The sequence below is a fragment of the Neisseria sp. P0014.S009 genome (assembly GCF_051958155.1).
GTDB classification, from domain to species: domain Bacteria; phylum Pseudomonadota; class Gammaproteobacteria; order Burkholderiales; family Neisseriaceae; genus Neisseria; species Neisseria flavescens_C.
On sequence record NZ_JBQCVS010000001.1, the window covers coordinates 125,211 to 146,391 of the forward strand.

The following is a 21,181-nucleotide window of genomic DNA, read 5'->3' on the forward strand; positions in this document are numbered from 1 at the left end:
CAAACTGAGAGGTTTTTTATTTCAGGCCGTCTGAAACTACAACACATAAAAATAAATGCTGATAAATTGCGTCAAACTGCCTGCCAAAACAAACAAGTGCCAGATACCGTGGCCGTGGCGGATTTTCGTATCGTTGATAAACCAATAAATCCCTGCGCTATACAATACGCCTCCCAACACCAGCCAAAACAACCCGCCGGCCGAAAGCGACTGTATCAGCGGCCATACCGCCACTACAATCAACCAGCCCATCAACACATAAATCACCATCGACAGTAGCCGCTTCTCGCTTTTGCGCCCAATCGTCAGCTCCTGAACAATGCCCAGCAAAGCCAGCCCCCACGACACGCCGAAAAGCGACCAGCCCCAACCGCCCTGAAGGGTAATCAGCGTAAACGGCGTATAGCTGCCAGCAATCAAAAGATAAATCATACAATGATCGACCTTTTGCAAAATCGCCTTGGCTTTCGGCTGCGGAATGCTGTGGTATAAGGTTGAGCCCAAATACAAAAGCAACAGGCAGACTCCGTAAGTCAGTGCACCGGCAATCCGATAGCCGTCCGCCGATTCCACCGCTTTCACCAGCATCAGCACCAACGCCGCCACTGCCAATAAGAAACCGGCCAAATGGCTGTACGCATTAAATCTCTCGCCGTGATACATAAACCATTCTCATTTATAAAAGACCAAAGTGTACGCCAAGACAGGCGCTTCGTCAGAGAAATCGGGTTAAAAATAAGTTAAAGTGCAAAGGCCGTCTGAAAACACACTCGGGCAATATAACAAAAACATCTTTGCAACAAACAAACCATTCTTTCCCTTTTTCAGACGGCCTCACTAAAGTATCGACTGTCGCCAAGGTTGCAAAGAGAGAAAAAATGTCTATCCAAAACCACCACCTCGACTGGCTCGAGGCCGAATCCATCTACATCATCCGCGAAGTCATTGCCAATGCCCAAAATCCGGCCTTGCTGTTTTCCGGCGGCAAAGACTCCGTCGTATTGCTGGCGCTTGCCGTCAAAGCCTTCCAAATCGAAGGCCGCCCGCTGAAGCTGCCGTTCAAACTCCTGCACGTCGATACCGGCCACAACTACCCCGAAGTGATTCAGTTCCGCGACGACACGGTTGCGCGTACCGGCATACAACTTGTGGTCGGCAGCGTAGAAGAGTCCATCCGCAAAGGCAGCGTCGTCTTGCGCCGAGAAACTGATTCTCGCAACGCCGCCCAAGCCGTTACGCTGGTTGAAACCATCGAAGAACAAGGCTTTGATGCGTTGATGGGCGGCGCGCGCCGTGATGAAGAAAAAGCGCGCGCCAAAGAACGCATCTTCTCTTTCCGCGACGAGTTCGGCCAATGGGATCCCAAAAACCAACGTCCCGAATTATGGTCGCTCTACAATACGCGCCTGTTCCAAGGCGAAAACATGCGCGTTTTCCCGATTTCCAACTGGACGGAATTGGACATCTGGCAATACATTGCACGCGAAAAACTCGCCCTGCCGCCGATTTATTACGCCCACAAACGCGAAGTTGTCGAACGAAACGGCCTGCTCGTTCCCGTTACCCCGTTGACCCCCAAACGCGAAGGCGAAGTTGCCCAAATCCGCGATGTCCGTTTCCGCACCGTCGGCGATATTTCATGCACCTGCCCTGTTGCCAGCACCGCCGCCACGCCGGAAGACATCATTGCTGAAACCGCCGCCGCGACCCTTTCCGAACGCAGCGCCACACGCATGGACGACCGCGTATCGGAAGCGGCAATGGAAGAGCGCAAAAAACAAGGCTATTTCTAAGCCGATTTTTCAGACGGCCCATATATTTCAAACCCGAACAACACGGCAACGCCATCCGCTGCTGCCGTGTTGTTTGCTTTACTATTCTTGCAAATATCATTTAACAACAAAAGCTTAATCAACCATCCTTACCAAGCGGCAAACAATAAAACATAAACAAACATGGTATAATAAACGCTTACAGGCAGAGATTTAGACAAAAGTCTCAGGCCGTCTGAAGGAGGAGAAACATGAATCGACGCGTTTATATCGTACATGGCTTTGAAGGCAATCCGCACGGCAACTGGTTTGACTGGCTTTGCGCCCAAATCAAAAGTATCGGCGCACAAGCAATCTCCCTCGCCATGCCCAATCCCGACAAACCAAGCACGACCGCGTGGCAGTTTACCCTTGACCAGCACATCGGCAAGCCCGATGCCCATACCTTCCTAGTCGGCCACAGCCTCGGTTGCATTACCCTCCTTCACTTCCTCAGCCGCCAACAACCGCAAAAAATCGGCGGTCTGCTGCTTGCCGCAGGTTTTGCCGATACGTTGCCTCCCCTGCCCGCACTCGATGCCTACATTAAAGCAGCGTCCCCCGATTTCGACATCCTGCGCAAAATCGACATGCCAAAACACTGCCTGGTTTCCGACAACGACACCCATGTTCCGCCCGAACTGACTTTGGACATGGCGGCCAAACTCAAAAGCCCTGTTACCCATATTCCCGAAGGCGGCCATTTGATGGCTTCGGACGGCTTTACCCAACTGCCACAGGCTTGGGAAGTGCTGAAACCCATGTTGACCGAATAAACACGCAATATAATTTGGTTTTCAGACGGCCTGGTGAGCCTCCCTTCCCCATAACAGGCCGTCTGAACAACAATAAAAAACAACCTGCCCTTTCAAGCAGGTTGTTTCTTTTTATGTCTCATTGCCGGCAAATTTAATATTGCACCGTCCATTCAATCTCGCCGCCGGCCCTCATCGGTACAAGCTCGCCATCGCCGTAAGGTACGCTGGCAGGAACGGTTTGCGTTTGTTTGACCAATGTGATGGTATCGGAATTTTCAGGCAGGCCGTAGAAACGCGGGCCGTTTTTAGAAGCAAAGGCTTCCAGTTTGTCCAACACGCCTGCTTTCTCAAACACTTCGGCATAAAGCTCAATGGCAGTCATCGCGCTGAACATACCGGCGCAACCGCAAGCATTTTCTTTGGCAGTTTTGGCATGTGGCGCAGAGTCCGTGCCGAGGAAGAATTTGTGCGCCTTCTCGCTGGTAACGGCGGCAACCAAAGCCTGACGGTGGGTTTCGCGTTTGAGTACGGGCAGGCAGAAATGATGAGGGCGTACGCCGCCGACCAAAAGGTCGTTGCGGTTGAGCAGCAAGTGTTGCGGCGTCACAGACGCGGCCACATTATCGCCTGCTTCCAATACCAATCGGGCTGCCTCGGCAGTGGTGATGTGTTCAAATACGACCTTGAGGTTGGGCACTTGCGCCAAAACCGGCTTCATCACGCGTTCGATAAAGGCGGCTTCGCGGTCGAAAATATCAATTTCAGGATCGGTAACTTCGCCGTGAACCAAGAACAAAATGCCCTGTTTCGCCATTTCTTCCAACACGGGAATCAGCTTAAACAAGTCGGTCACGCCGGAATCGGAATTGGTGGTCGCGCCTGCCGGATAGAGTTTGAAAGCCACGATACCGGCAGCCTTGGCTTCACGCACAAGTTCGGGAGTGGCATTGTCGGTCAAATAAAGCGTCATCAACGGCTGGAAGGTGCTGCCTTCTGGCAGGGCGGCCATAATGCGCTCTTTGTATGCTTGGGCATCGGCAACGCTGACGACGGGCGGCTTCAGGTTGGGCATGATAACCGCGCGGCCCATTTGTCGGGCGGTGTATGGGGCAACAGCTTTGAGCGCGTCGCCATCGCGCAGGTGTAAGTGCATATCGTCGGGGCGGATGATGGTCAGGGTTTGCATAGCTTACTTTCGAGTGGTTTGGTTTGATAATGTTTCAGACGGCCTTTATTCGGCGGTAACGGTTTCTATTAATTTGATGTTTCAATCGTCAACCGGCCTAAGGCAAAACGGCGGCCTTATTGTCGTAAGAATGATGAGTCAGATAAAAAACAGCCTGTACCGGAAAATACTCGGACGACGTTGTTTTGACGGTCAGCAAGGTTTCTTTCGGGCTGCCGGACGCGCGCCATGCGTAGGAAATCTGACGCATAGGCAACGGGGTTTCCGCCAAATTATCGGCACGCAATTCAGCGTTCAAACCTTGCGGCGGATTTTCTGCCAAAGCCAAAAATTGTTTGAAAATCAGATGGTCGTCGGCTTTAGCCGTGCGCACGCTGCAACTGTTTTCAGTCAGGCTCAAATAATAATCCGCGCCGTTTACCGTTTTCTTCCAAATGCTTAATGCCTCCAAATCCATCATTCCGGCAGGCAAATCGGCAATATCTTTTTTCGACAATAAAACCAGCTTGTTGGCATTGGCAAACTCGCCGACAAGGGCGGCATCGCCGTCTGCGGCCACGCAGCTTTGGCGGAACAAGTCGGTTACATTTTGGGCATAATCGGCAGCGTTCTGCGGTGAAACGCCTTCATTGCCGCATGCACTCAGGCAGACGGCCAATACGGCGGCAGACAACGCGACGGCTTTAGACATTTCAGACGGCCTTTATTTGTGTTTCAACACCAGCTTGAACACGCCGTCAGCCTCGCTCGATTCCAACAAGACATGTCCGGTCTGACGGCAAAACGCTTCAAAATCGCCGGGCGCGCCGCCATCGGTGGCCAATACGGTCAGCACTTCGCCTTCCTGCATTTGCGCCAAAGCTTTTTTGGCACGCAAAATCGGCAACGGGCATTTCAAACCGATGACATCCAGAGTTTGTGTATTCATGATGAAACTCGTCATATTAATCAGAATTAACGCCAATTATACCGCACTTACTTGCACCCCACCCTGCAAGCCCATAAAATAAAGCCGTTTTTCACTTTGGAGCTGTCTATGCGCCGTTTTGCCCTTCTCGCTCTCAGCCTTGCCGCAACTCAAGCATTTGCTTTGGGTTTCAGCCAAAAGGATACGCTGACCAACACGCGTTATCAGGAAAGCCCTGAAGAAGTTGCCGCACGCGAATTTAAAGAACACAAAGCCGAGTTGCCGCCCCTGCCCGATACCCAATCGGGCGATTGGTTCGACCTCTATGTCAACGAAACCTACGGCAAGCAGCCCAAAATCCTGCTCAGCAGCCTGCAAATCATGCCTGCGCCTGACAACAGCATCCGCTACGTCTTGAATGTGCGCTCTGACAAAGGCTACGACAACCTCTCCGTCGAAGGCCTCTATTGCGCCCGAACGTCCTTTACTTACAGCAACGACAAGCGTTCGTCTTACAAAGTATTCGCTTACGGCGATACAGTAAACCACCGCTGGATCGAGCCACGCAAAGGCGATTGGAAGCTGATCGGCAATGCGTTCAGCCGCAACGACGCCATGCACACCGCCCTGTATCAGGCATTCTGTGTCGACGGCATGCCGACAACGGTCGAAGGCTTGGTACAACGTTTGAAAGAACGCGGCGGCCGTCACGGTACCACGCTGAGCAACCACGACAAATAAACTGCTTTAATCAAGAAAAAGGCCGTCTGAAATTTTTCAGACGGCCTTGTTTTTGTAAAACGGCTTAGAATTTGTGATACAGGCCCACAGAAGCGGCTTTTTGTTCAACGCCACCTTTGTTGGCTGCAGTCAGACGGGTTTTGTTGCCGACTTTCAGATACGCCAGTTGGGCAACTACGCCGGTGCGTTTGCTGAAGGTGTATTGACCGCCGACAACGACTTGGTCGAATTTATCCACCAATTTCTCGCCGCTGTTCACGCCCTTGGCAGGCCAGCCGTGTGCGTAAGTAATGCGTGGGGTAACGTTGCCGAATTTGTAGCCGACAGTTACCGCTGCATCAACTACTTTTACGGCTTCAGATTTGCCTGTATCGACAGTAATGTCACTACCCTTGTACTCATTAAAACCATCGGTGAAATAGCCTAAATATTCGTTGCCTGTCTCATGGCCTTTGGCATAGTGTACGCCGCCGCCGACAAAGAGATTGTCTTTGTCGTAATAAGTTTCAACTTTGGCGATTTGTGCCGCTTTGACTTTGCCAGAATTATCGGTGTACGCGCCGTTGTAGTGGCCGTAAGCCGCATTGGCAGTAAAGCCGTTTTTAGAGAAGCTCAGACCGCCGGTGTATTGGTCTTTGGCCGCTTTGGTGTGCGTGTATTTGTCTGAAGGATTGCGGTTGTCGCGCGGTGCGTAAGACACGTTGAATTTGAATCCGCCAAAATCCGGGCTGTCGTAGCGTACAGCGGCATTACGGTTGCCGGTACGGGTAAAGATGCCCAAGCCTGCGGCATTGGTTTTGTACATCCACGGATCGATGGTGTCCATTTCATTCAGCATATTGCTGAGTTTACCGGCACGGACCTTACCGAATTTACCTTGCAAACCGATGAAGGAATCGCGATTGGCAAAACCTTGTGAACCGCCGGTAATGGCTGTTTTTTGTTCAACTTGCCAGATGGCTTTCAAATCACCGCCCAAGTTCTCGCTACCTTTAAAACCGATACGGGAGGTATTGTCATTGATGCTGGTTGCGGTAGAGCTGGTTTCAGAACCTGCGTCACCTTTGATTTTTACTTGACCGACGGTCACGCTGCTTTTGATTTGACCATACAGAATCACTTCTGCAGAGGCAGCCAGCGGCAAACCGGCAATAACCAAAGCGATAATCGATTTTTTCATTATTCTCTCCAAAACAAAGTTAAAATCTCGTGAAAACACGTTTAGCAATATTAATGTTTTCCAACGCTACAAACAACTACTTTCATCTTGATAGACACTTTTATTCATTAGAGTTTAGACTTTTTACAACATTTTCAAATAAAACAGGCCGTCTGAAAAAAATTTCAGACGGCCTCTCCCATTCAAAGTCATGGAAAGGACAATCATCCCTATTATTGTAATCATTTAATCAAAAATGATTGCTTGATAAATGTTTGCCATATATCAACCCAATATTCCCAAATTATCACTATCATTAACTTTCTTCTTATAAAGAAACTTTTTTATATCAATAATTTATTTGGTATAAATTTTTTCTTTTACCTAATATAAATAAACAGGAGTCCTTATGTTGAACAAACATCTCTTTTTATCTTTGCTAATGGCTGTCTCCACTGCAACGGTATCCGCCGAAACCCATCATGCACATTGGTCTTACACAGGTGAAAACGATGCTGCACACTGGGGTGATTTGAGTGAAGACTTTGCTGTCTGCAAAACAGGCAAACAGCAATCTCCAGTGGACTTCTCCACAACAAAAGCAGTAAAAGGCAAACAACTGGCATACCGTTACAACATCGCCGACTACAAAGTAGAAAATAACGGCCATACCCTTCAAGCCACGCCGCAAGGCAAGGCCCAAACCATCGTGATTAACGGTAAAACCTATACCTTCAAACAATTCCACTTCCATACACCGAGCGAACATACTTTCAAAGGCAAACATTTCCCAATGGAAGCGCATTTCGTCCATCAAGCCGAAGACGGTACTTTGGCAGTCATCGGCTCTGTATTTAAACCGGGCAAAAACAATCCTGCCTTATCCGCACTCACAGCCAAAAAACTGAAAGCGGGCGAATCCGTAGCGTTGAAAAACCTGAATATCCAAGCCCTGCTGCCTAAAGATAGCAAGTCCTTCCAACTGAAAGGCTCGCTGACAACGCCGCCTTGCAGCGAAAACGTTACTTGGGTTGTCTTAAAAACTCCGGTTCAGGCAGATGCGGCGCAGTTTAAAGCCATGCGCGACATTATCGGCGGCGAAAACAACCGTCCCGTACAACCTTTGAACGACCGCGAAGTCAATGAAGACAAATAACTTCTAAGGCCGTCTAAAAACAAAAAAGCACCCGGAAACGGGTGCTTTTTCAATCACATCAATCAGGCTTTTTTGTTACCCAACGCGGCTTTCACAAACGCGCTGAACAAAGGATGGCCTTTGCGCGGATTGGAAGTGAATTCCGGATGGAACTGACACGCGAAGAACCAAGGATGATTTGGCAATTCGATGGTTTCAACCAAACGCTCGCGGCCTGCGGATACGCCGCCGATGACCAAACCGGCTTTTTCCAACTGAGGAACATAGTTGTTGTTAACTTCGTAGCGGTGGCGATGGCGTTCGCGGATATGTTCGCTGCCGTAGATTTTTGCGGCAAGGCTGCCCGGTTTGAGATCAACTTCTTGCGCACCCAAACGCATGGTACCGCCCAAATCGGCAGATTCGTCACGGGTTTCTACGCTGCCGTCTGCAGTTTGCCATTCATCAATTAGGGCAACGACAGGCGCGGCGCATTTCAAGTCAAACTCGGTAGAGTTCGCACCTTTCAAGCCTGCAACATCGCGGGCGTATTCGATCAGGGCGATTTGCATGCCCAAGCAGATACCCAAGTATGGTACGTTGTTTTCACGCGCATAGCGTACGGCGGCAATTTTACCTTCCACGCCGCGTGAACCGAAGCCGCCCGGCACCAAAATCGCGTCCATGCCTTTGAGCATGGAAACATCTCCATTGCCCTTCTCGATGCTTTCGCTGTCGACAAAGGTAATTTGTACGTCGGTTTCAGTGTGAATACCGGCGTGTTTCAGGGCTTCGATCAATGATTTGTAGGACTCGGTCAAATCAACGTATTTGCCAACCATCGCGATTTTGACGGTATGTTTCGGATTTCGAATCGCGTGAACGATTTTCTTCCATTCGGTCAAATCAGCTTGTTTGACATTCAGTTGGAGCTGCTCGGTAATAATGCTGTCGATGCCTTGGTTGTGCAGCATTTCAGGGCATTCGTAAATACTGTCCACATCGTAGCTGCCCACGATGGCACGTTCTTCAACGTTACAGAACAATGCAATCTTGCGGCGCTCGTCCGCAGGCATTTCTCTGTCCATACGGCAGATCAGGATATCCGGTTGCAAACCAATGCTCAACATTTCTTTAACGGTATGTTGGGTCGGTTTGGTTTTGATTTCACCGGCGGCGGCAATGTAAGGAACATAGCTCAGGTGGGCAAACAATGTATTGTTGCGGCCGAGCTGGCTGCGCATTTGGCGGATAGCTTCCAAGAATGGCAAAGATTCGATGTCGCCGACTGTACCGCCGATTTCGACAATCGCTACATCATAACCGGCCGCGCCTTCGTGGATACGGCGTTTGATTTCATCGGTAATGTGCGGAATCACTTGTACGGTACCGCCCAGATAGTCGCCACGACGCTCTTTGGCAATCACGTTTTCATAGACTTGGCCAGTACTGAAGCTGTTGCGACGGGTCATTGTGGCGTTGATGAAACGCTCGTAGTGACCGAGGTCGAGGTCGGTTTCCGCGCCGTCATCGGTCACGAATACTTCGCCGTGTTGAAACGGGCTCATGGTACCCGGGTCAACGTTGATATACGGGTCGAGCTTAAGCATGGTCACGTTCAAGCCACGCGACTCGAGAATAGTAGCAATAGAAGCGGCGGCGATACCTTTACCCAAAGAAGATACAACGCCGCCGGTTACGAAAATAAATTTAGTCATGATGTGATACCCATGTTGGAATGTGTGATTTTAACTTGAAGCAGCATATTCTGGCAAACGGCAAAAGCTTCAGGCCGTCTGAAAACAGCGTTTTCAGACGGCCTTATCATACTGATTCTATATATCAGCGCAACTCGCGGCGCAGGATTTTGCCAACGTTGGATTTTGGCAACTCGTCGCGGAATTCGATGTCTTTCGGCACTTTATAAGCAGTCAGCTCTTTACGGCAGAAATCGATCAGTTCTTCCTTGGTCAAAGACGGATCTTTGCGCACAACGAAGACCTTAATCGCTTCGCCGGTTTTCTCACTTTTCACGCCGATACAGGCGACTTCCAAGACTTTGTCATTGCCGGCAACCACTTCTTCGATTTCGTTCGGATACACATTGAAACCGGATACCACAATCAAATCTTTTTTGCGGTCAACCAGCTTCAACCAGCCTTTTTCATCCATTACAGCAATGTCGCCGGTCTCCAAAAAGCCGCGTGCATCGATTGCTTTGGCAGTTTCTTCCGGACGGTTCCAATAGCCTTTCATCACTTGCGGGCCGCGCACCCACAATTCGCCCGGCTGTCCGATAGGCACTTCTTTGCCGTCCGCATCGCGTAATTCGACTTCGGTCGAAGGAACCGGCAAACCGATACCGCCGCTGTAAGCCTCGATATTCAAAGGATTGCAACATACGCCCGGGCTGGCTTCGGTCAAACCGTAAGCTTCCACAATCGGCGTACCGGTAATTTTTTTCCATTTTTCCGCCACGGCTTTTTGTGTTGCCATACCGCCGCCCAAAGTCAGCTTCAAACGGGAAAAATCGACTTCGGCAAAATCTGGACGGTTAACCATCGCATTAAACAGAGTATTCACACCAATAAACACGCTAATCGGCTCTTTTTTCAATTCACCGATAAATCCTTTCATGTCACGCGGATTGGTAATCAAGATGATTTTAGAACCGGTATTCGCAAAGATCATCAGGTTTACCGTCAAGGCAAAGATATGATAAAGCGGCAACGCGGCAATAACCGTTTCTTCGCCTTCACGCAGGCTGTTTCTAATCCATTCTTTTGCCTGCAACATATTGGCGCAGATATTGCCGTGGCTGAGGACGGCGCCTTTCGCCAAACCGGTCGTGCCACCTGTATATTGCAGCAAGGCAGTAGCGTCGCGCGTCAATTCGACTGGTTTGAACGTATTGGCTGCACCTTGCTTCAAGGCCGTCTGAAAAGTGATGGTATTGGGAATGCGGTATTCCGGCACCATTTTTTTCACTTTGCGGATGACGAAGTTCATCAACGCGCCTTTAATCATGCCGAACATCTCGCCGACCGACGCGACAATTACATGTTTGATTTGCGTACGCGGCAACACCAACTCCAACGTATTGGCAAAGTTCTCCAACACGACAATCGTTGTCGCGCCGCTGTCTTTCAACTGATGCTCCAACTCGCGCGGCGTATAAAGCGGATTCGTATTCACTGCCACCAAACCTGCATGCAAAATACCGAAAAGCGCAATCGGATATTGCAAAACGTTCGGCATCATAATCGCCACACGCTCGCCGCGCGGCAGTTTCAATACGTTTTGCAGGTAAGACGCAAAATCGGTCGCCAACTTGCCCACTTCGGCATAAGTCAGCGCTTTACCCATGTTTTGAAAAGCAGGTTTATCTGCGAATTTCTCGACACTTTGACGGAATACGTCGCTGATGGAGCTGTATTGAGAGATATCGATTTCAGGGTTGACACCTTGTTCATAGCTTTTGAGCCAGAGTTTTTCCATATTGATCAGTCTTTTATTTAGTCGTTTTTTGAAATCGAGGCCGTCTGAAAGGCTTTATTCAATCTGCCGCTTCGTTTTCAGACGGCCCTTTTATTAAGCTGTAATAATGACAGGCTTGTCGGTGGACATGATGATACCGCCGCCCAAGCATACATCGCCGTCGTACAGTACCGCTGATTGTCCGGGGGTTACCGCCCATTGCGGCTCATCAAAGACAAGCTCAATGGTTTCATCATCCAAGTAACGCAACGTGCAAGGCGCGTCAGCCATACGGTAGCGCGTTTTGCAGGTATAGCGGCCTTCTTTCGGACGTTCGGGCAATGTGAAACTCAAATCGTTCATAATCAGGCTTTGCGTATAAAGCAAAGGATGGTCATGGCCTTGGACGACAATCAGTTCGTTTTTGGTCAAATCCTTGGCCGCAACAAACCACGGCTCGCCTGCGCCGCCGATACCCAAGCCTTTGCGTTGACCCAGCGTGTAAAACATCAAGCCGACGTGTTCGCCGACTACTTTGCCTTCAGGGGTAACCATTTTGCCATTATTGGTCGGTAGGTATTTTTGCAGAAATTCGCGGAACGGGCGCTCGCCGATAAAGCAGATGCCGGTACTGTCTTTTTTGGTTGCAGTCGGTAATTTGAATTCTTCGGCAAGACGGCGGACTTCAGGTTTTTCCAACTCGCCCAATGGGAAAATCGCGCGCTCGAGTTGGAAAGGTTTGAGGCGGTACAGGAAATAGCTTTGGTCTTTGTTTTGATCCAAGCTTTTGAGCAGGTAATGCACGCCGTTTCGAACTTCTTTGCGGGCATAGTGTCCGGTGGCAATGGTATCGGCGCCCTGCTCTATGGCGTAGTCCAAAAAGCATTTGAATTTGATTTCGGCATTGCACAACACATCCGGATTCGGCGTGCGGCCTGCGCTGTATTCTTTAAGGAAATAGGCAAATACGTTGTCTTTGTATTGTGCTGCGAAATTGACGATGTCGATATCGATTCCGATGATATCGGCAACGGCAATAGCATCAAAGGAATCTTGTTTGATGCTGCAATATTCGTCGTTGTCGTCATCTTCCCAGTTCTGCATGAACACGCCGCTGATTTGATGGCCTTGCTGTTTGAGTAGGGCTGCGGTAACGGAGGAATCGACGCCGCCGGAAAGGCCGACGATGATGTTTGTTGGTGTGGGGGTAGTATTCATGAGGTGAATGTGGGTTTCAAATATATTTTTTAAAGCTTGATTTTAGCACATTTTGATTTAACGACAGAAAAGGCCGTCTGAAAGCCCAATGGCTTTCAGACGGCCTTTATATTAAAATTCAATCAATTAGTGCTGATGCGCGCCACCATGACCATGGCCGTGACCGTGATCCATGCCGGATTGCGGTGCAGTTTTCACTTCCAGCTCAACAGTTTGAGATTTCGCGTTTTTGAATTTCAGGGTTACAGGTACTTTTTCGCCTTCTTTCAGCGGTTTTTTCAGACCCATGAACATAACGTGGTAGCTGCCTGGTTTCAGCTCGGTTACGCTTTTTGCCGCCAAAGGCACGCCGCCTTTAACTTCGCGCATACGCATAACACCGTTGTCGTTAATATGGGTGTGTACTTCAACGCGTTCTGCAACAGGGCTGCTGCCGCCTACCAAGAAGTCTTGTTTGGCTTCATCGTTTTGGATTTTCATGAATGCGCCACCCATTTTCATACCTTCGACAGTGGCACGTGCCCAACCGTCTTCAATATGGATACCGGCTGCAGATACGGAAGTTGCCAAGCCTGCCAGAATCAGGGTTGCCATTAATTTTTTCATGTTTTGCTCCTTGTGTTTGCCAAATGGCTGGGATATACAGCCTTCATCTTACAACCAAAGGCCGTCTGAAAACTTTGATATAGATTAATTAATACTATCTAATCCTAACGAATTACCATATTACCATATTTTTAAGCAGTTAATGCAATAATCCAAACAATAAATAACATGAACAAAGCCATCAGTTGCGCGGCCGAACCGGCATCTTTGGCACGCTTGGCCAGCTCGTGTTTTTCAGTAGAGGTATGGTCAACGGCTGCCTCGATGGCGGTATTAAACAATTCGGTAACCAATGAAATAAACGATGCAACAATGAGCACCATTTTGATGGCCGAGCCGAAATCAAGGAATAAGGCCAAGACAATTAAAATCAGATTCAACCAAAAAACTTGGCGAAATGCACTTTCATAACGATACGCGGCAGCCAGTCCGTCTTTGGAATAACCAAACGCATTAATGATGCGCTTGATGCCGTTTTTGCCTTTTTTCTCGGAAGCGTAGGAAGATGGTTCCATCATATTCTCAACATTAGAATGCCGTCTGAAAAAAACGGTCAGGTCAATTTTCAGACGGCCTTTGGATTTATTGTTTTACCCAAGATGCTACGGCATCTGCAAACATGGCAGCAACGTCGAAATCTTTTTGCTTCATGATTTCTTGGAAGCCAGTCGGGCTGGTTACGTTGACTTCGGTCAGGTTGCTGCCGATGACATCCAAACCGGCAAGCAAAATACCGCGGCGCTTCAATTCAGGCGCAAGGGTTTCTGCAATTTCACGGTCACGCTCGCTCAACTCCTGCGCCACGCCGCGGCCGCCGGCAGCCAAGTTGCCGCGCGTTTCACCATTTTGAGGAATACGCGCCAAAGCATACGGAACAACTTCCCCACCGATAATCAAAATGCGCTTGTCGCCATGTACGATTTCAGGAATATAACGTTGTGCCATGATGGTGCGTGAATCAAGCTGCATCAGGGTTTCCAAAATACTGCCGATATTAGGGTCGGATTCGGTCAGGCGGAAAATACCCATACCGCCCATGCCGTCCAAAGGTTTGATGATGATGTCGCCGTGTTCTTTCAAAAATGCGCGGACATCGGCGGAACGTGTGGTAACCAAAGTCGGCGCGGTAAACTGGCTGAAATTCAAAATCGCCAATTTCTCATTGAAATCACGCATTGCTTGTCCGCTGTTAAATACTTTTGCGCCCTGCTGCTCTGCCAAAGTTAAAAACTGGGTCGCATACAGATATTGCATATTAAACGGCGGATCAGTGCGCATAATGACCGCATCGAAATCTTTTAAGGCCGTCTGAACTTTTGTCTCTGCTTTAAACCATTCGTGATCGTCATCATTCTTCGCGCCGACAAACTCAAATGCCGCCGCCTGAGCCACCACCAAGCCTTCACGGACGGACAATTCTCCGCTCAAGGTATGAAAAAGCTGCCAACCGCGCTTTGCCATTTCACGCATCATGGCGTAAGTAGTGTCTTTATAGGTTTTAAAACTTGCCATTGGATCGGCGATAAACAGGACTTTCATCAAAATTTCCTTGTAAACAGACGATATAATCATACCTTGTATTCTGCCTGCCTGAAAAGGTGGCAAAATATAGAAAAGGCCGTCTGAATCCTATTTTCAGACGGCCTTGAGGCTTTTAGGCGGCTGCCAAATGCAAGAGTTCGGCGGCATGGCTGCGTGTGGTATCGGTAATGATTTCGCCACCCAGCATACGCGCGATTTCCTCAATGCGCTGATGATGGTTCAAGACGCTGATTTCGCTGACGGTTTGCTCCCCTTCGCTATGCTTGCGGACCTGCCAATGGTTTTCACCACAAGAGGCTACTTGAGGAAGATGGGTTACCGCCAAAACTTGATGTTTTTTACCTAATGCACGCAAAGCTTTACCGACCATTTCAGCAACACCGCCACCAATACCGGTATCCACTTCATCAAAAATCAATGTCGGCACTTGCGTGTATTGGCTGGCAACCACTTGCAAAGCCAAGCTGATACGCGCCAATTCGCCACCGGAAGCCACTTTATTCAAAGGTCGGGACGGATTGCCTTTATTCGCTGCTACTTGGAATTGCACCTGCTCCAGACCATGCGCGGTCGGCGAAGACGGCAACAAGACGATGTCAAAACGTGCGCCCTTCATGGCCAAATGCTGCATATGCTCGGTGGTCTCTTCGCCCAAACGGCCGGCCGCCTGATGGCGCATGGCGGAGAGAATGTGGGCGGCTTCGTGGTATTCGGCAAGATTGCGTGCGACTGCATTTTCCAAGGCTTCCAAATCAGCAGCCGCGTGCAGGTTTTGCAAGCGCTCGTCGATTTCCGCCAACTTTTGCGGCAACTCTTCCGGCTCAATGCGGTATTTGCGCGCCATACTCATCAATTCGCCCATACGGCTTTCTTGTGCGGCCAATTCATTAGGATCGATGTCGCTGCGACCAGCCACATCACGCATATTGGCACTGATTTCACCCAATTCTGCTTCAATACTTGCCAACATATTCAAGCTCTCGGCAAAGCGCGGCTCAATGTTTTGCAGATTGCCCAACAGTTTTTGGCATTGGTAGATTTGACGTTGGATGCCGTTGTCTCCGTCTATACTGTCGCCCACCTGCTCGGCGGTTTGCAGCAACTCGGCCGAATGCGCCAGACTGTCGTGGCTTTGGCTTAAGGTTTCCCATTCGTTGGGTTTGAGCTCCAATTGGTTCAACTCATTAAACTGCCATTCCAAACGCTCGCGTTCGATAGCCATGGTTTCTGCCTGCTCTTGCGCTTCTTGTAGTGCCTTTTTCGCATTGACCCAGTTTTGATAAAGCTGTTTGACCATTTCTGCCTGCTCTTTGCTGCCGGCAAATGCGTCCAACAACTCGCGTTGCGCAGACTCTTGATTCAACGAATGATGGGCATTTTGGCCGTGAATATCGATTAACTGCTCGCCGATGGCTTTCAGCTGCGCCAATGTTGCTGCCTGATTATTGATATAACTGCGGCTTTTACCCTTGGCATCGATAATACGGCGGATGCTGAGCTCTTCGGCATCTTCTTCCAAAAGACCTTGCTCCTGCAGCTGCGCTTTCAGCTCAGGCAAACTACTGATATCGAACAAAGCCGACAACTGCGCTTCTTTGGCGCCGCTTCGCACTTGGCTATAATCGGCTTTATCGCCCAACAACAGGCCAATCGCGTCCAGAGTAATCGATTTGCCTGCGCCGGTCTCGCCCGTCAATACGGTAAAGCCGTTTTGAAAATCAAGATTCAGGTTTTCAACAATGACAAAATCACGCAAAGAAAGTGCCAACAGCATTGCAGTATTCCTTAGTAAATCACCCGCACCTATGCGGAATAGCTTTAGATAAACTGATTATAACTAAGATTTTTTATAGTTTAAATCAGATTTTTCTTATAATCTATCTAAGATATTTATTTTAAACAAATTATTTTTTAAGCAAGCAATAAAAAGGCCGTCTGAATATTGCTACATTTTCAGACGGCCTAAATTTGCTTTACTCTGCCAGCTCTACTTGTTCATGCCCCATCAATTCCTGCCCCACTCCGGCAAGCAGGTTCAGATAACGCTCATACTGCTTGAGCATATCGGCAATCAATTCTTTTTGCGTCATATATTGCACATCGTATCCATCGCGCCCATCCGAAAAATACGTCAACGGTATGAACGTTGCTGCATATTTGAAATGAGGCAGGCTGTCTTCACGAATCAACTGGTCGGTAATTTCCCGCTTTACGGATTTAATCCCATAGACAAAATCCCTTACCGTCCCTTTATGCACCACCAGCTCCACCGACGGCTCATCCTGTTGCAACAGGCAACGGATTTCTACGTCCATATTGTATTTTTCGGTCAATTCGTTTTTCAATTCCTGCATTGCCGGAAGCGCCGTATTTTTCATAAATTTGATGATATCGACTTCCTGCGTCTGATTCATCATTTGGCCAAGGCGTTCCCTCCAATGATCGCCCGACCAGAAAATACTGCTCGGATTAACGGCGGTTGCAAAATAGTTGGCATCGTTGTTTAGAGCTTTCCACAAAGAAACCATCATAAAAATCATCAACACCGCAAACGGCAGAGACGCAATCAGGGTCATGGTTTGCAAAATAGGCAAACCGCCGGCACCCAACAACACAATAGCCACAGCCGAAATCAACACGCCCCACATAACCGATTGCCACTTAGGCGAAGCCAGCCCTTTATCGCGCGAAGCAATATTGTTCAGCACATAAATGCCTGAGTCGGCAGAAGTGATAAAAAACAGCGAAATCACCAGCAATGCTACCAAGCTGCTGACAACCGGCCACGGCAAATAATTCAAAAAGGCAAACAACAATTTTTCAGGCTCGTTGGTCAAGGCAGACAAGGCGCCGTTTGCCACATGCGTGTCCAGCCACAAGGCTGAATTGCCAAATACAGTAAACCACAAAATACTCATCAGGCTAGGCACTGCCAATACGCCAAAAATAAATTCGCGGATGGTCCTGCCTCGCGAAATTCGGGCAATGAACAAACCGACAAAAGGCGACCACGAACACCACCAAGCCCAATACAACACCGTCCAGCCGGTAAACCATTTTGTATGCTCAGGCTCGTAGGTATATGACTTAAAGCTGAACGAAACGAAGTTACTCAAATAAGTGCCCAAATTGTCGCTGAATGCGAAAATCAAATACGTCGTCGGCATACTCAACAAGACAAACAACAGCAATGACAGTGCCAACACCAAGTTGGTTTCACTCAAAATTTTGACGCCTTTGCCCACGCCCGAAGTTGCGGAAAATATGGCAATCGCCATCACAACAACGATAATGCCGACCTGCAAGACATAGCTGTTATCCTGCACCCAGCCCATCTTCAACAAACCGGAACCCATTTGTGCCGCGCCAAATCCCAAGGTTGTGATAATACCGAACAAAGTCGCAATCAAAGCCATCACATCGATGGCATCGCCCATTTTGCCGTTGATTTTGTCTTTTAAAATCGGATAAAAGCAGGAGCGCAACGCCAGCGGCAATTTATAGCGGAAACCGAAATACGCCAAAGCAAGCGCAATGATTCCGTAGATTGCCCAGGCATGAATCCCCCAGTGGAACACCGTATGCAGAATCGCCTCTTGCGCATTGCCTTTGGCAATCGGGGAAGAGAAATGCGATAAAGGCTCAGCCACACCGAAAAACATCAAGCCCACGCCCATGCCGGCCGCAAACAGCATGGCCAGCCATGATAAAAACGAAAACTCAGGTTCGTCCTCGTTTGCACCCAGCCTGATACTGCCGAAGCTGCTGATGGGAAGCGCCAATAAGAAAATAAGGAATACAGAGAAAGTCAGAATGTAAAACCAACTGACATTTTGAAAAATAAACTGCTTCATGGCATTTAACAAATGCCTCTGTATTTTGAGGCCAAACCAAAGCAGCTGACAAAAGCAAAAGGACGAAGAAAAGCGTAATACCGACCACGCTTGGATTGAAAGAAGATTTGTTTTGAATAAATTGTTTAAATTTCATATCGGTTCCGTAGTTGATACAGCGCATATTTGAAGAACAAACGGGCTGCCGATTGATAAAGAGAGAAACGTTTCCGTATGTCTTCTCAAGCTATTACAGAATGAGAGATATTTATTCTAATGCTTTTTCAAATTATATCACAAAATCAATAAGTTATTAAAATAGATAAAAATTATATTTAAAATCATGATGTTATACAATAATAAAGGCCGTCCGAAACACGATTGTTTTAGACGGCCTTTACATTCAAATCAGTTAATCAGTCTGCTTCCTGATTCAACTGCTTCTTCAGTTTCCTCATCGCCTGTCGGCGGCGTTTCCATTAAATCAGGTAACACCAGCTCACCCAATTCTGTCAGTGGCGGCAATTCTTCCAAACTTTCCAAACGCAAATCGCTTAAGAATGTTGCCGTTGTTGCCCACAATGCCGGACGGCCGACAGAATCACGGTGGCCGATGACTTCAATCCAGCCCCTATCCTGCAAGGTTTGCATGACATTTTGCGACACCGCCACGCCGCGTATGCCTTCAATATCGCCACGCGTTACCGGTTGCTGATAGGCAATAATCGCCAGCGTCTCCATCACGGCGCGGGAATAACGCGGCGCGCGCTGCTCTTGCAGGCTGCCCAGTCGTTCAAATGCGGCTTGGGCGATTTGGAAGCGCCAGCCCTCATGGGTATGCACCAGTTGCAAAGCCCTGCCCTGCCAACGGGCCTTCAGTTGCGCCAACACATCAATCAGCTTGTCTTGCGACAACGGAGGCACGCACAATTCTCGCATGGCTTTTTCGTTTAAGGGTTCGACTTGCGTCAACAGCGCCGCTTCAATCAGCGCATCGGGAGAAAGTTTTTCAGTCATAATAAAATCAATGTTCAGGCGGCATGAACAGCCAAAGGCCATCTGAAAGACAATATGGTCAACAGTTTGTCACGCGCTCAAATGCGCTTTCAGTTTTTCTTCGTCCAAAAACCAATGGCAGATTTCGGTATCGCCATCCAGCAAAACAGGCACCAGCTCATTGTACTTTTCTTCTAAAACCGGATCTTCATCAACATCGACAATGTCCAGCTCAAATCCAAACTGCTCCTGATAAGGCTTTAATTGTTCGCGCATTTTGTGGCACAGGCTGCAATATTCCCGAAACATCAAGGTCAGTTTCATGGCGGTTACTCTCGGAGGAACAAAAGCGGCCATTGTATAGCAAAATGCCTCCAAACCATACAGGCATGACAAAGGCCGTCTGAACAGGCGCGAAACGACGCCTTCAGACGGCCTTTATGTGTATTCTGAAATTAAGACTGAACGTTGATCCCGGCAGTCACGGCATTTTGGGCGCTGCTTGCAGTCAAAAACGATGCAGCCAATTCGCCGCAGCAACCGCAACAAGTCGCCACGCCCAATTGAGCCTGCAAATCGCTCATGGTGGTTGCACCGGCGGCGATGGTCTCTTTGATGTCGTGGTCAGTAATGGCGTTGCAGATGCAGACAAACATGATGTGCTCCAATAATTTTGTTACCCTCTGTAATTGAGAGTAGGATTTATTCTTGAACGTAAATATAAATAAAAACGGTTTGCATTGCAATATTGGCACTGTCCTTTTGTTTTGAAATTTTTCTATGGAATTTTATATTTTGATTGATATTTTATAATTTTAAAGTTTGATAACCTTTCAGACGGCCTCAATAACAAAAAGCGGCATCTTCGAGATGCCGCCTTTATTTATGAACGGGAATGGTGTTCATCGACCATGTTTTTCAAACGGATATTGGCAACATGGGTATAAATCTGCGTAGTATTGATATCGGAATGTCCCAACATCATCTGGACTGAGCGCAAATCGACGCCGTGATTGACCAAATGCGTGGCAAAAGCATGGCGCAAGCCGTGCGGGCTGAGTGAAGCAATACCGGCTGCTTCGGCATATTCTTTGACTATCATCCATGCAAGCTGACGGCTGATGCCGCTGCGTTTCTGGCTGACAAACACTTCGTCGCAGATTTTATTTTTCAACAACAACGGGCGCGATTCGTTGCAATAACGTTCCACCCAATACGCCGCTTCCTGACCCAGCGGAACCAGACGCAATTTGTCGCCCTTGCCTATGGTTCGGATACTGCCGCGATGTAAATCGATATCGCTGAGCGTCAATTTGACGGCTTCGGTCACGCGCAAACCTGTTGCATACATGACTTCAAGCAAGGCTTTGTCGCGCAGTCCGTGCGACGTTTCCACATCCGGCGCAGCCAGCAGCGCGTCGATTTGGGCTTCGGTAATCAGCGTGGGCAGTTTTCGTTCCGATTTCGGCGCCTTGAGAAAACGGGTAGGATTGTCTGCTCTTTGACCCGTTTCTTCCAACCAGCCGTACATGCGCTTGCAAGCCGACAATGCCCGCGCTTGGGACGTACTTTTTTCCCCTTCCGCATACACGGCATCAGACAGGGAAAATTCATCGGCACTCAACCAATCCTGCCCACCCTCGGCCAAACGCGCCGCGACCTTGACCAAATCACGGCGGTAACTCTGCAGCGTATTGTGGCTGAGCCTGTCTTGCAGCCAAAGGGATTCAAGCAGCTTGTCTATTAAATCGTCCATATTTATCAAACTGTATTGAAAGGCCGTCTGAACGGCATGGCTTTACATCCGTTCAG

General features: G+C 48.7%; 20 protein-coding genes and 1 pseudogene. 4 read left to right on the forward strand and 17 right to left on the reverse strand.

Going from position 1 to position 21,181, the window contains the following annotated elements:
• Positions 1 to 36: 36 nt before the first annotated feature.
• A complete protein-coding gene (gene trhA / locus ACTHS4_RS00625; RefSeq protein ID WP_049329915.1) occupies positions 37 to 663 on the reverse strand; it encodes a PAQR family membrane homeostasis protein TrhA in 627 nt (208 codons plus the stop codon).
• 131 nt (positions 664 to 794) lie between these two features.
• Here trhA and cysD point away from each other — a divergent pair, with 131 nt between their 5' ends.
• Positions 795 to 1,793 (forward strand): sulfate adenylyltransferase subunit CysD, encoded by a 999-nt coding sequence (gene cysD, locus ACTHS4_RS00630; protein WP_440365345.1) that lies wholly within the window; start codon positions 795 to 797, stop codon positions 1,791 to 1,793.
• 230 nt (positions 1,794 to 2,023) lie between these two features.
• Positions 2,024 to 2,587, forward strand: a complete 564-nt coding sequence (locus ACTHS4_RS00635) for an RBBP9/YdeN family alpha/beta hydrolase (protein ID WP_114926113.1) — start codon at positions 2,024 to 2,026, stop codon at positions 2,585 to 2,587.
• Positions 2,588 to 2,720: 133 nt separating this feature from the next.
• Here the strand turns inward: ACTHS4_RS00635 and pyrC are convergent, their stop codons facing one another.
• The 3 genes from pyrC to ACTHS4_RS00650 all read right to left on the reverse strand — a co-directional run bounded on the left by pyrC (position 2,721) and on the right by ACTHS4_RS00650 (position 4,683).
• A complete protein-coding gene (gene pyrC / locus ACTHS4_RS00640) occupies positions 2,721 to 3,755 on the reverse strand; it encodes a dihydroorotase (RefSeq protein WP_107697002.1) in 1,035 nt (344 codons plus the stop codon).
• Positions 3,756 to 3,852: 97 nt separating this feature from the next.
• On the reverse strand, positions 3,853 to 4,446 hold the full coding sequence (locus ACTHS4_RS00645) for an NMCC_0638 family (lipo)protein (RefSeq protein WP_070765098.1): 594 nt from the start codon (positions 4,444 to 4,446) through the stop codon (positions 3,853 to 3,855).
• A gap of 12 nt (positions 4,447 to 4,458) precedes the next feature.
• Positions 4,459 to 4,683: a sulfurtransferase TusA family protein gene (locus ACTHS4_RS00650; RefSeq protein WP_003681929.1), complete on the reverse strand. Its 225-nt coding sequence runs from the start codon at positions 4,681 to 4,683 to the stop codon at positions 4,459 to 4,461.
• A 108-nt stretch (positions 4,684 to 4,791) separates the two neighbouring features.
• Here ACTHS4_RS00650 and ACTHS4_RS00655 point away from each other — a divergent pair, with 108 nt between their 5' ends.
• Positions 4,792 to 5,403, forward strand: a complete 612-nt coding sequence (locus ACTHS4_RS00655; protein ID WP_070765099.1) for a CNP1-like family protein — start codon at positions 4,792 to 4,794, stop codon at positions 5,401 to 5,403.
• A gap of 64 nt (positions 5,404 to 5,467) precedes the next feature.
• Here ACTHS4_RS00655 and ACTHS4_RS00660 read toward each other — a convergent pair whose 3' ends face one another.
• Entirely contained in the window at positions 5,468 to 6,583 is a 1,116-nt protein-coding gene (locus ACTHS4_RS00660) for a porin (RefSeq protein WP_440365347.1), read from the reverse strand.
• 388 nt (positions 6,584 to 6,971) lie between these two features.
• Between ACTHS4_RS00660 and ACTHS4_RS00665 the strand changes: the two genes are divergently transcribed.
• Positions 6,972 to 7,718, forward strand: coding sequence for a carbonic anhydrase (locus tag ACTHS4_RS00665; protein ID WP_440365349.1), 747 nt, complete (start codon positions 6,972 to 6,974; stop codon positions 7,716 to 7,718).
• 62 nt (positions 7,719 to 7,780) lie between these two features.
• On the opposite strand, the gene ACTHS4_RS00670 is transcribed toward ACTHS4_RS00665, so the two are convergent.
• The 12 genes and pseudogenes from ACTHS4_RS00670 to xerD all read right to left on the reverse strand — a co-directional run bounded on the left by ACTHS4_RS00670 (position 7,781) and on the right by xerD (position 21,125).
• Complete coding sequence (locus ACTHS4_RS00670; protein ID WP_063076388.1) at positions 7,781 to 9,415, reverse strand: CTP synthase; 1,635 nt, start codon at positions 9,413 to 9,415, stop codon at positions 7,781 to 7,783.
• A 124-nt stretch (positions 9,416 to 9,539) separates the two neighbouring features.
• Entirely contained in the window at positions 9,540 to 11,195 is a 1,656-nt protein-coding gene (locus tag ACTHS4_RS00675; protein ID WP_440365352.1) for an AMP-binding protein, read from the reverse strand.
• A gap of 93 nt (positions 11,196 to 11,288) precedes the next feature.
• Positions 11,289 to 12,392, reverse strand: a complete 1,104-nt coding sequence (gene mnmA, locus ACTHS4_RS00680; protein WP_440365354.1) for a tRNA 2-thiouridine(34) synthase MnmA — start codon at positions 12,390 to 12,392, stop codon at positions 11,289 to 11,291.
• Positions 12,393 to 12,518: 126 nt separating this feature from the next.
• Positions 12,519 to 12,998: a copper chaperone PCu(A)C gene (locus ACTHS4_RS00685; protein ID WP_070826519.1), complete on the reverse strand. Its 480-nt coding sequence runs from the start codon at positions 12,996 to 12,998 to the stop codon at positions 12,519 to 12,521.
• 131 nt (positions 12,999 to 13,129) lie between these two features.
• Positions 13,130 to 13,513, reverse strand: a complete 384-nt coding sequence (locus tag ACTHS4_RS00690) for a diacylglycerol kinase (protein WP_070826520.1) — start codon at positions 13,511 to 13,513, stop codon at positions 13,130 to 13,132.
• A gap of 67 nt (positions 13,514 to 13,580) precedes the next feature.
• Positions 13,581 to 14,537 (reverse strand): glutathione synthase, encoded by a 957-nt coding sequence (gene gshB / locus ACTHS4_RS00695; protein WP_070826521.1) that lies wholly within the window; start codon positions 14,535 to 14,537, stop codon positions 13,581 to 13,583.
• 115 nt (positions 14,538 to 14,652) lie between these two features.
• Positions 14,653 to 16,314 (reverse strand): DNA repair protein RecN, encoded by a 1,662-nt coding sequence (gene recN, locus ACTHS4_RS00700; protein WP_070826522.1) that lies wholly within the window; start codon positions 16,312 to 16,314, stop codon positions 14,653 to 14,655.
• 199 nt (positions 16,315 to 16,513) lie between these two features.
• Positions 16,514 to 18,530, reverse strand: a pseudogene (locus ACTHS4_RS00705) (BCCT family transporter).
• A gap of 251 nt (positions 18,531 to 18,781) precedes the next feature.
• Positions 18,782 to 19,390 (reverse strand): SMC-Scp complex subunit ScpB, encoded by a 609-nt coding sequence (scpB, locus tag ACTHS4_RS00710; protein ID WP_070826595.1) that lies wholly within the window; start codon positions 19,388 to 19,390, stop codon positions 18,782 to 18,784.
• 69 nt (positions 19,391 to 19,459) lie between these two features.
• Positions 19,460 to 19,693: a glutaredoxin family protein gene (locus tag ACTHS4_RS00715; protein ID WP_036472354.1), complete on the reverse strand. Its 234-nt coding sequence runs from the start codon at positions 19,691 to 19,693 to the stop codon at positions 19,460 to 19,462.
• Between the two features lie 131 nt (positions 19,694 to 19,824).
• Positions 19,825 to 20,025: a (2Fe-2S)-binding protein gene (locus tag ACTHS4_RS00720; protein ID WP_070826524.1), complete on the reverse strand. Its 201-nt coding sequence runs from the start codon at positions 20,023 to 20,025 to the stop codon at positions 19,825 to 19,827.
• A 227-nt stretch (positions 20,026 to 20,252) separates the two neighbouring features.
• Positions 20,253 to 21,125 carry a site-specific tyrosine recombinase XerD gene (gene xerD / locus ACTHS4_RS00725; protein WP_070826525.1) on the reverse strand — a complete coding sequence of 291 codons (873 nt, stop codon included), beginning with the start codon at positions 21,123 to 21,125 and terminating at the stop codon, positions 20,253 to 20,255.
• Positions 21,126 to 21,181 lie beyond the last annotated feature (56 nt).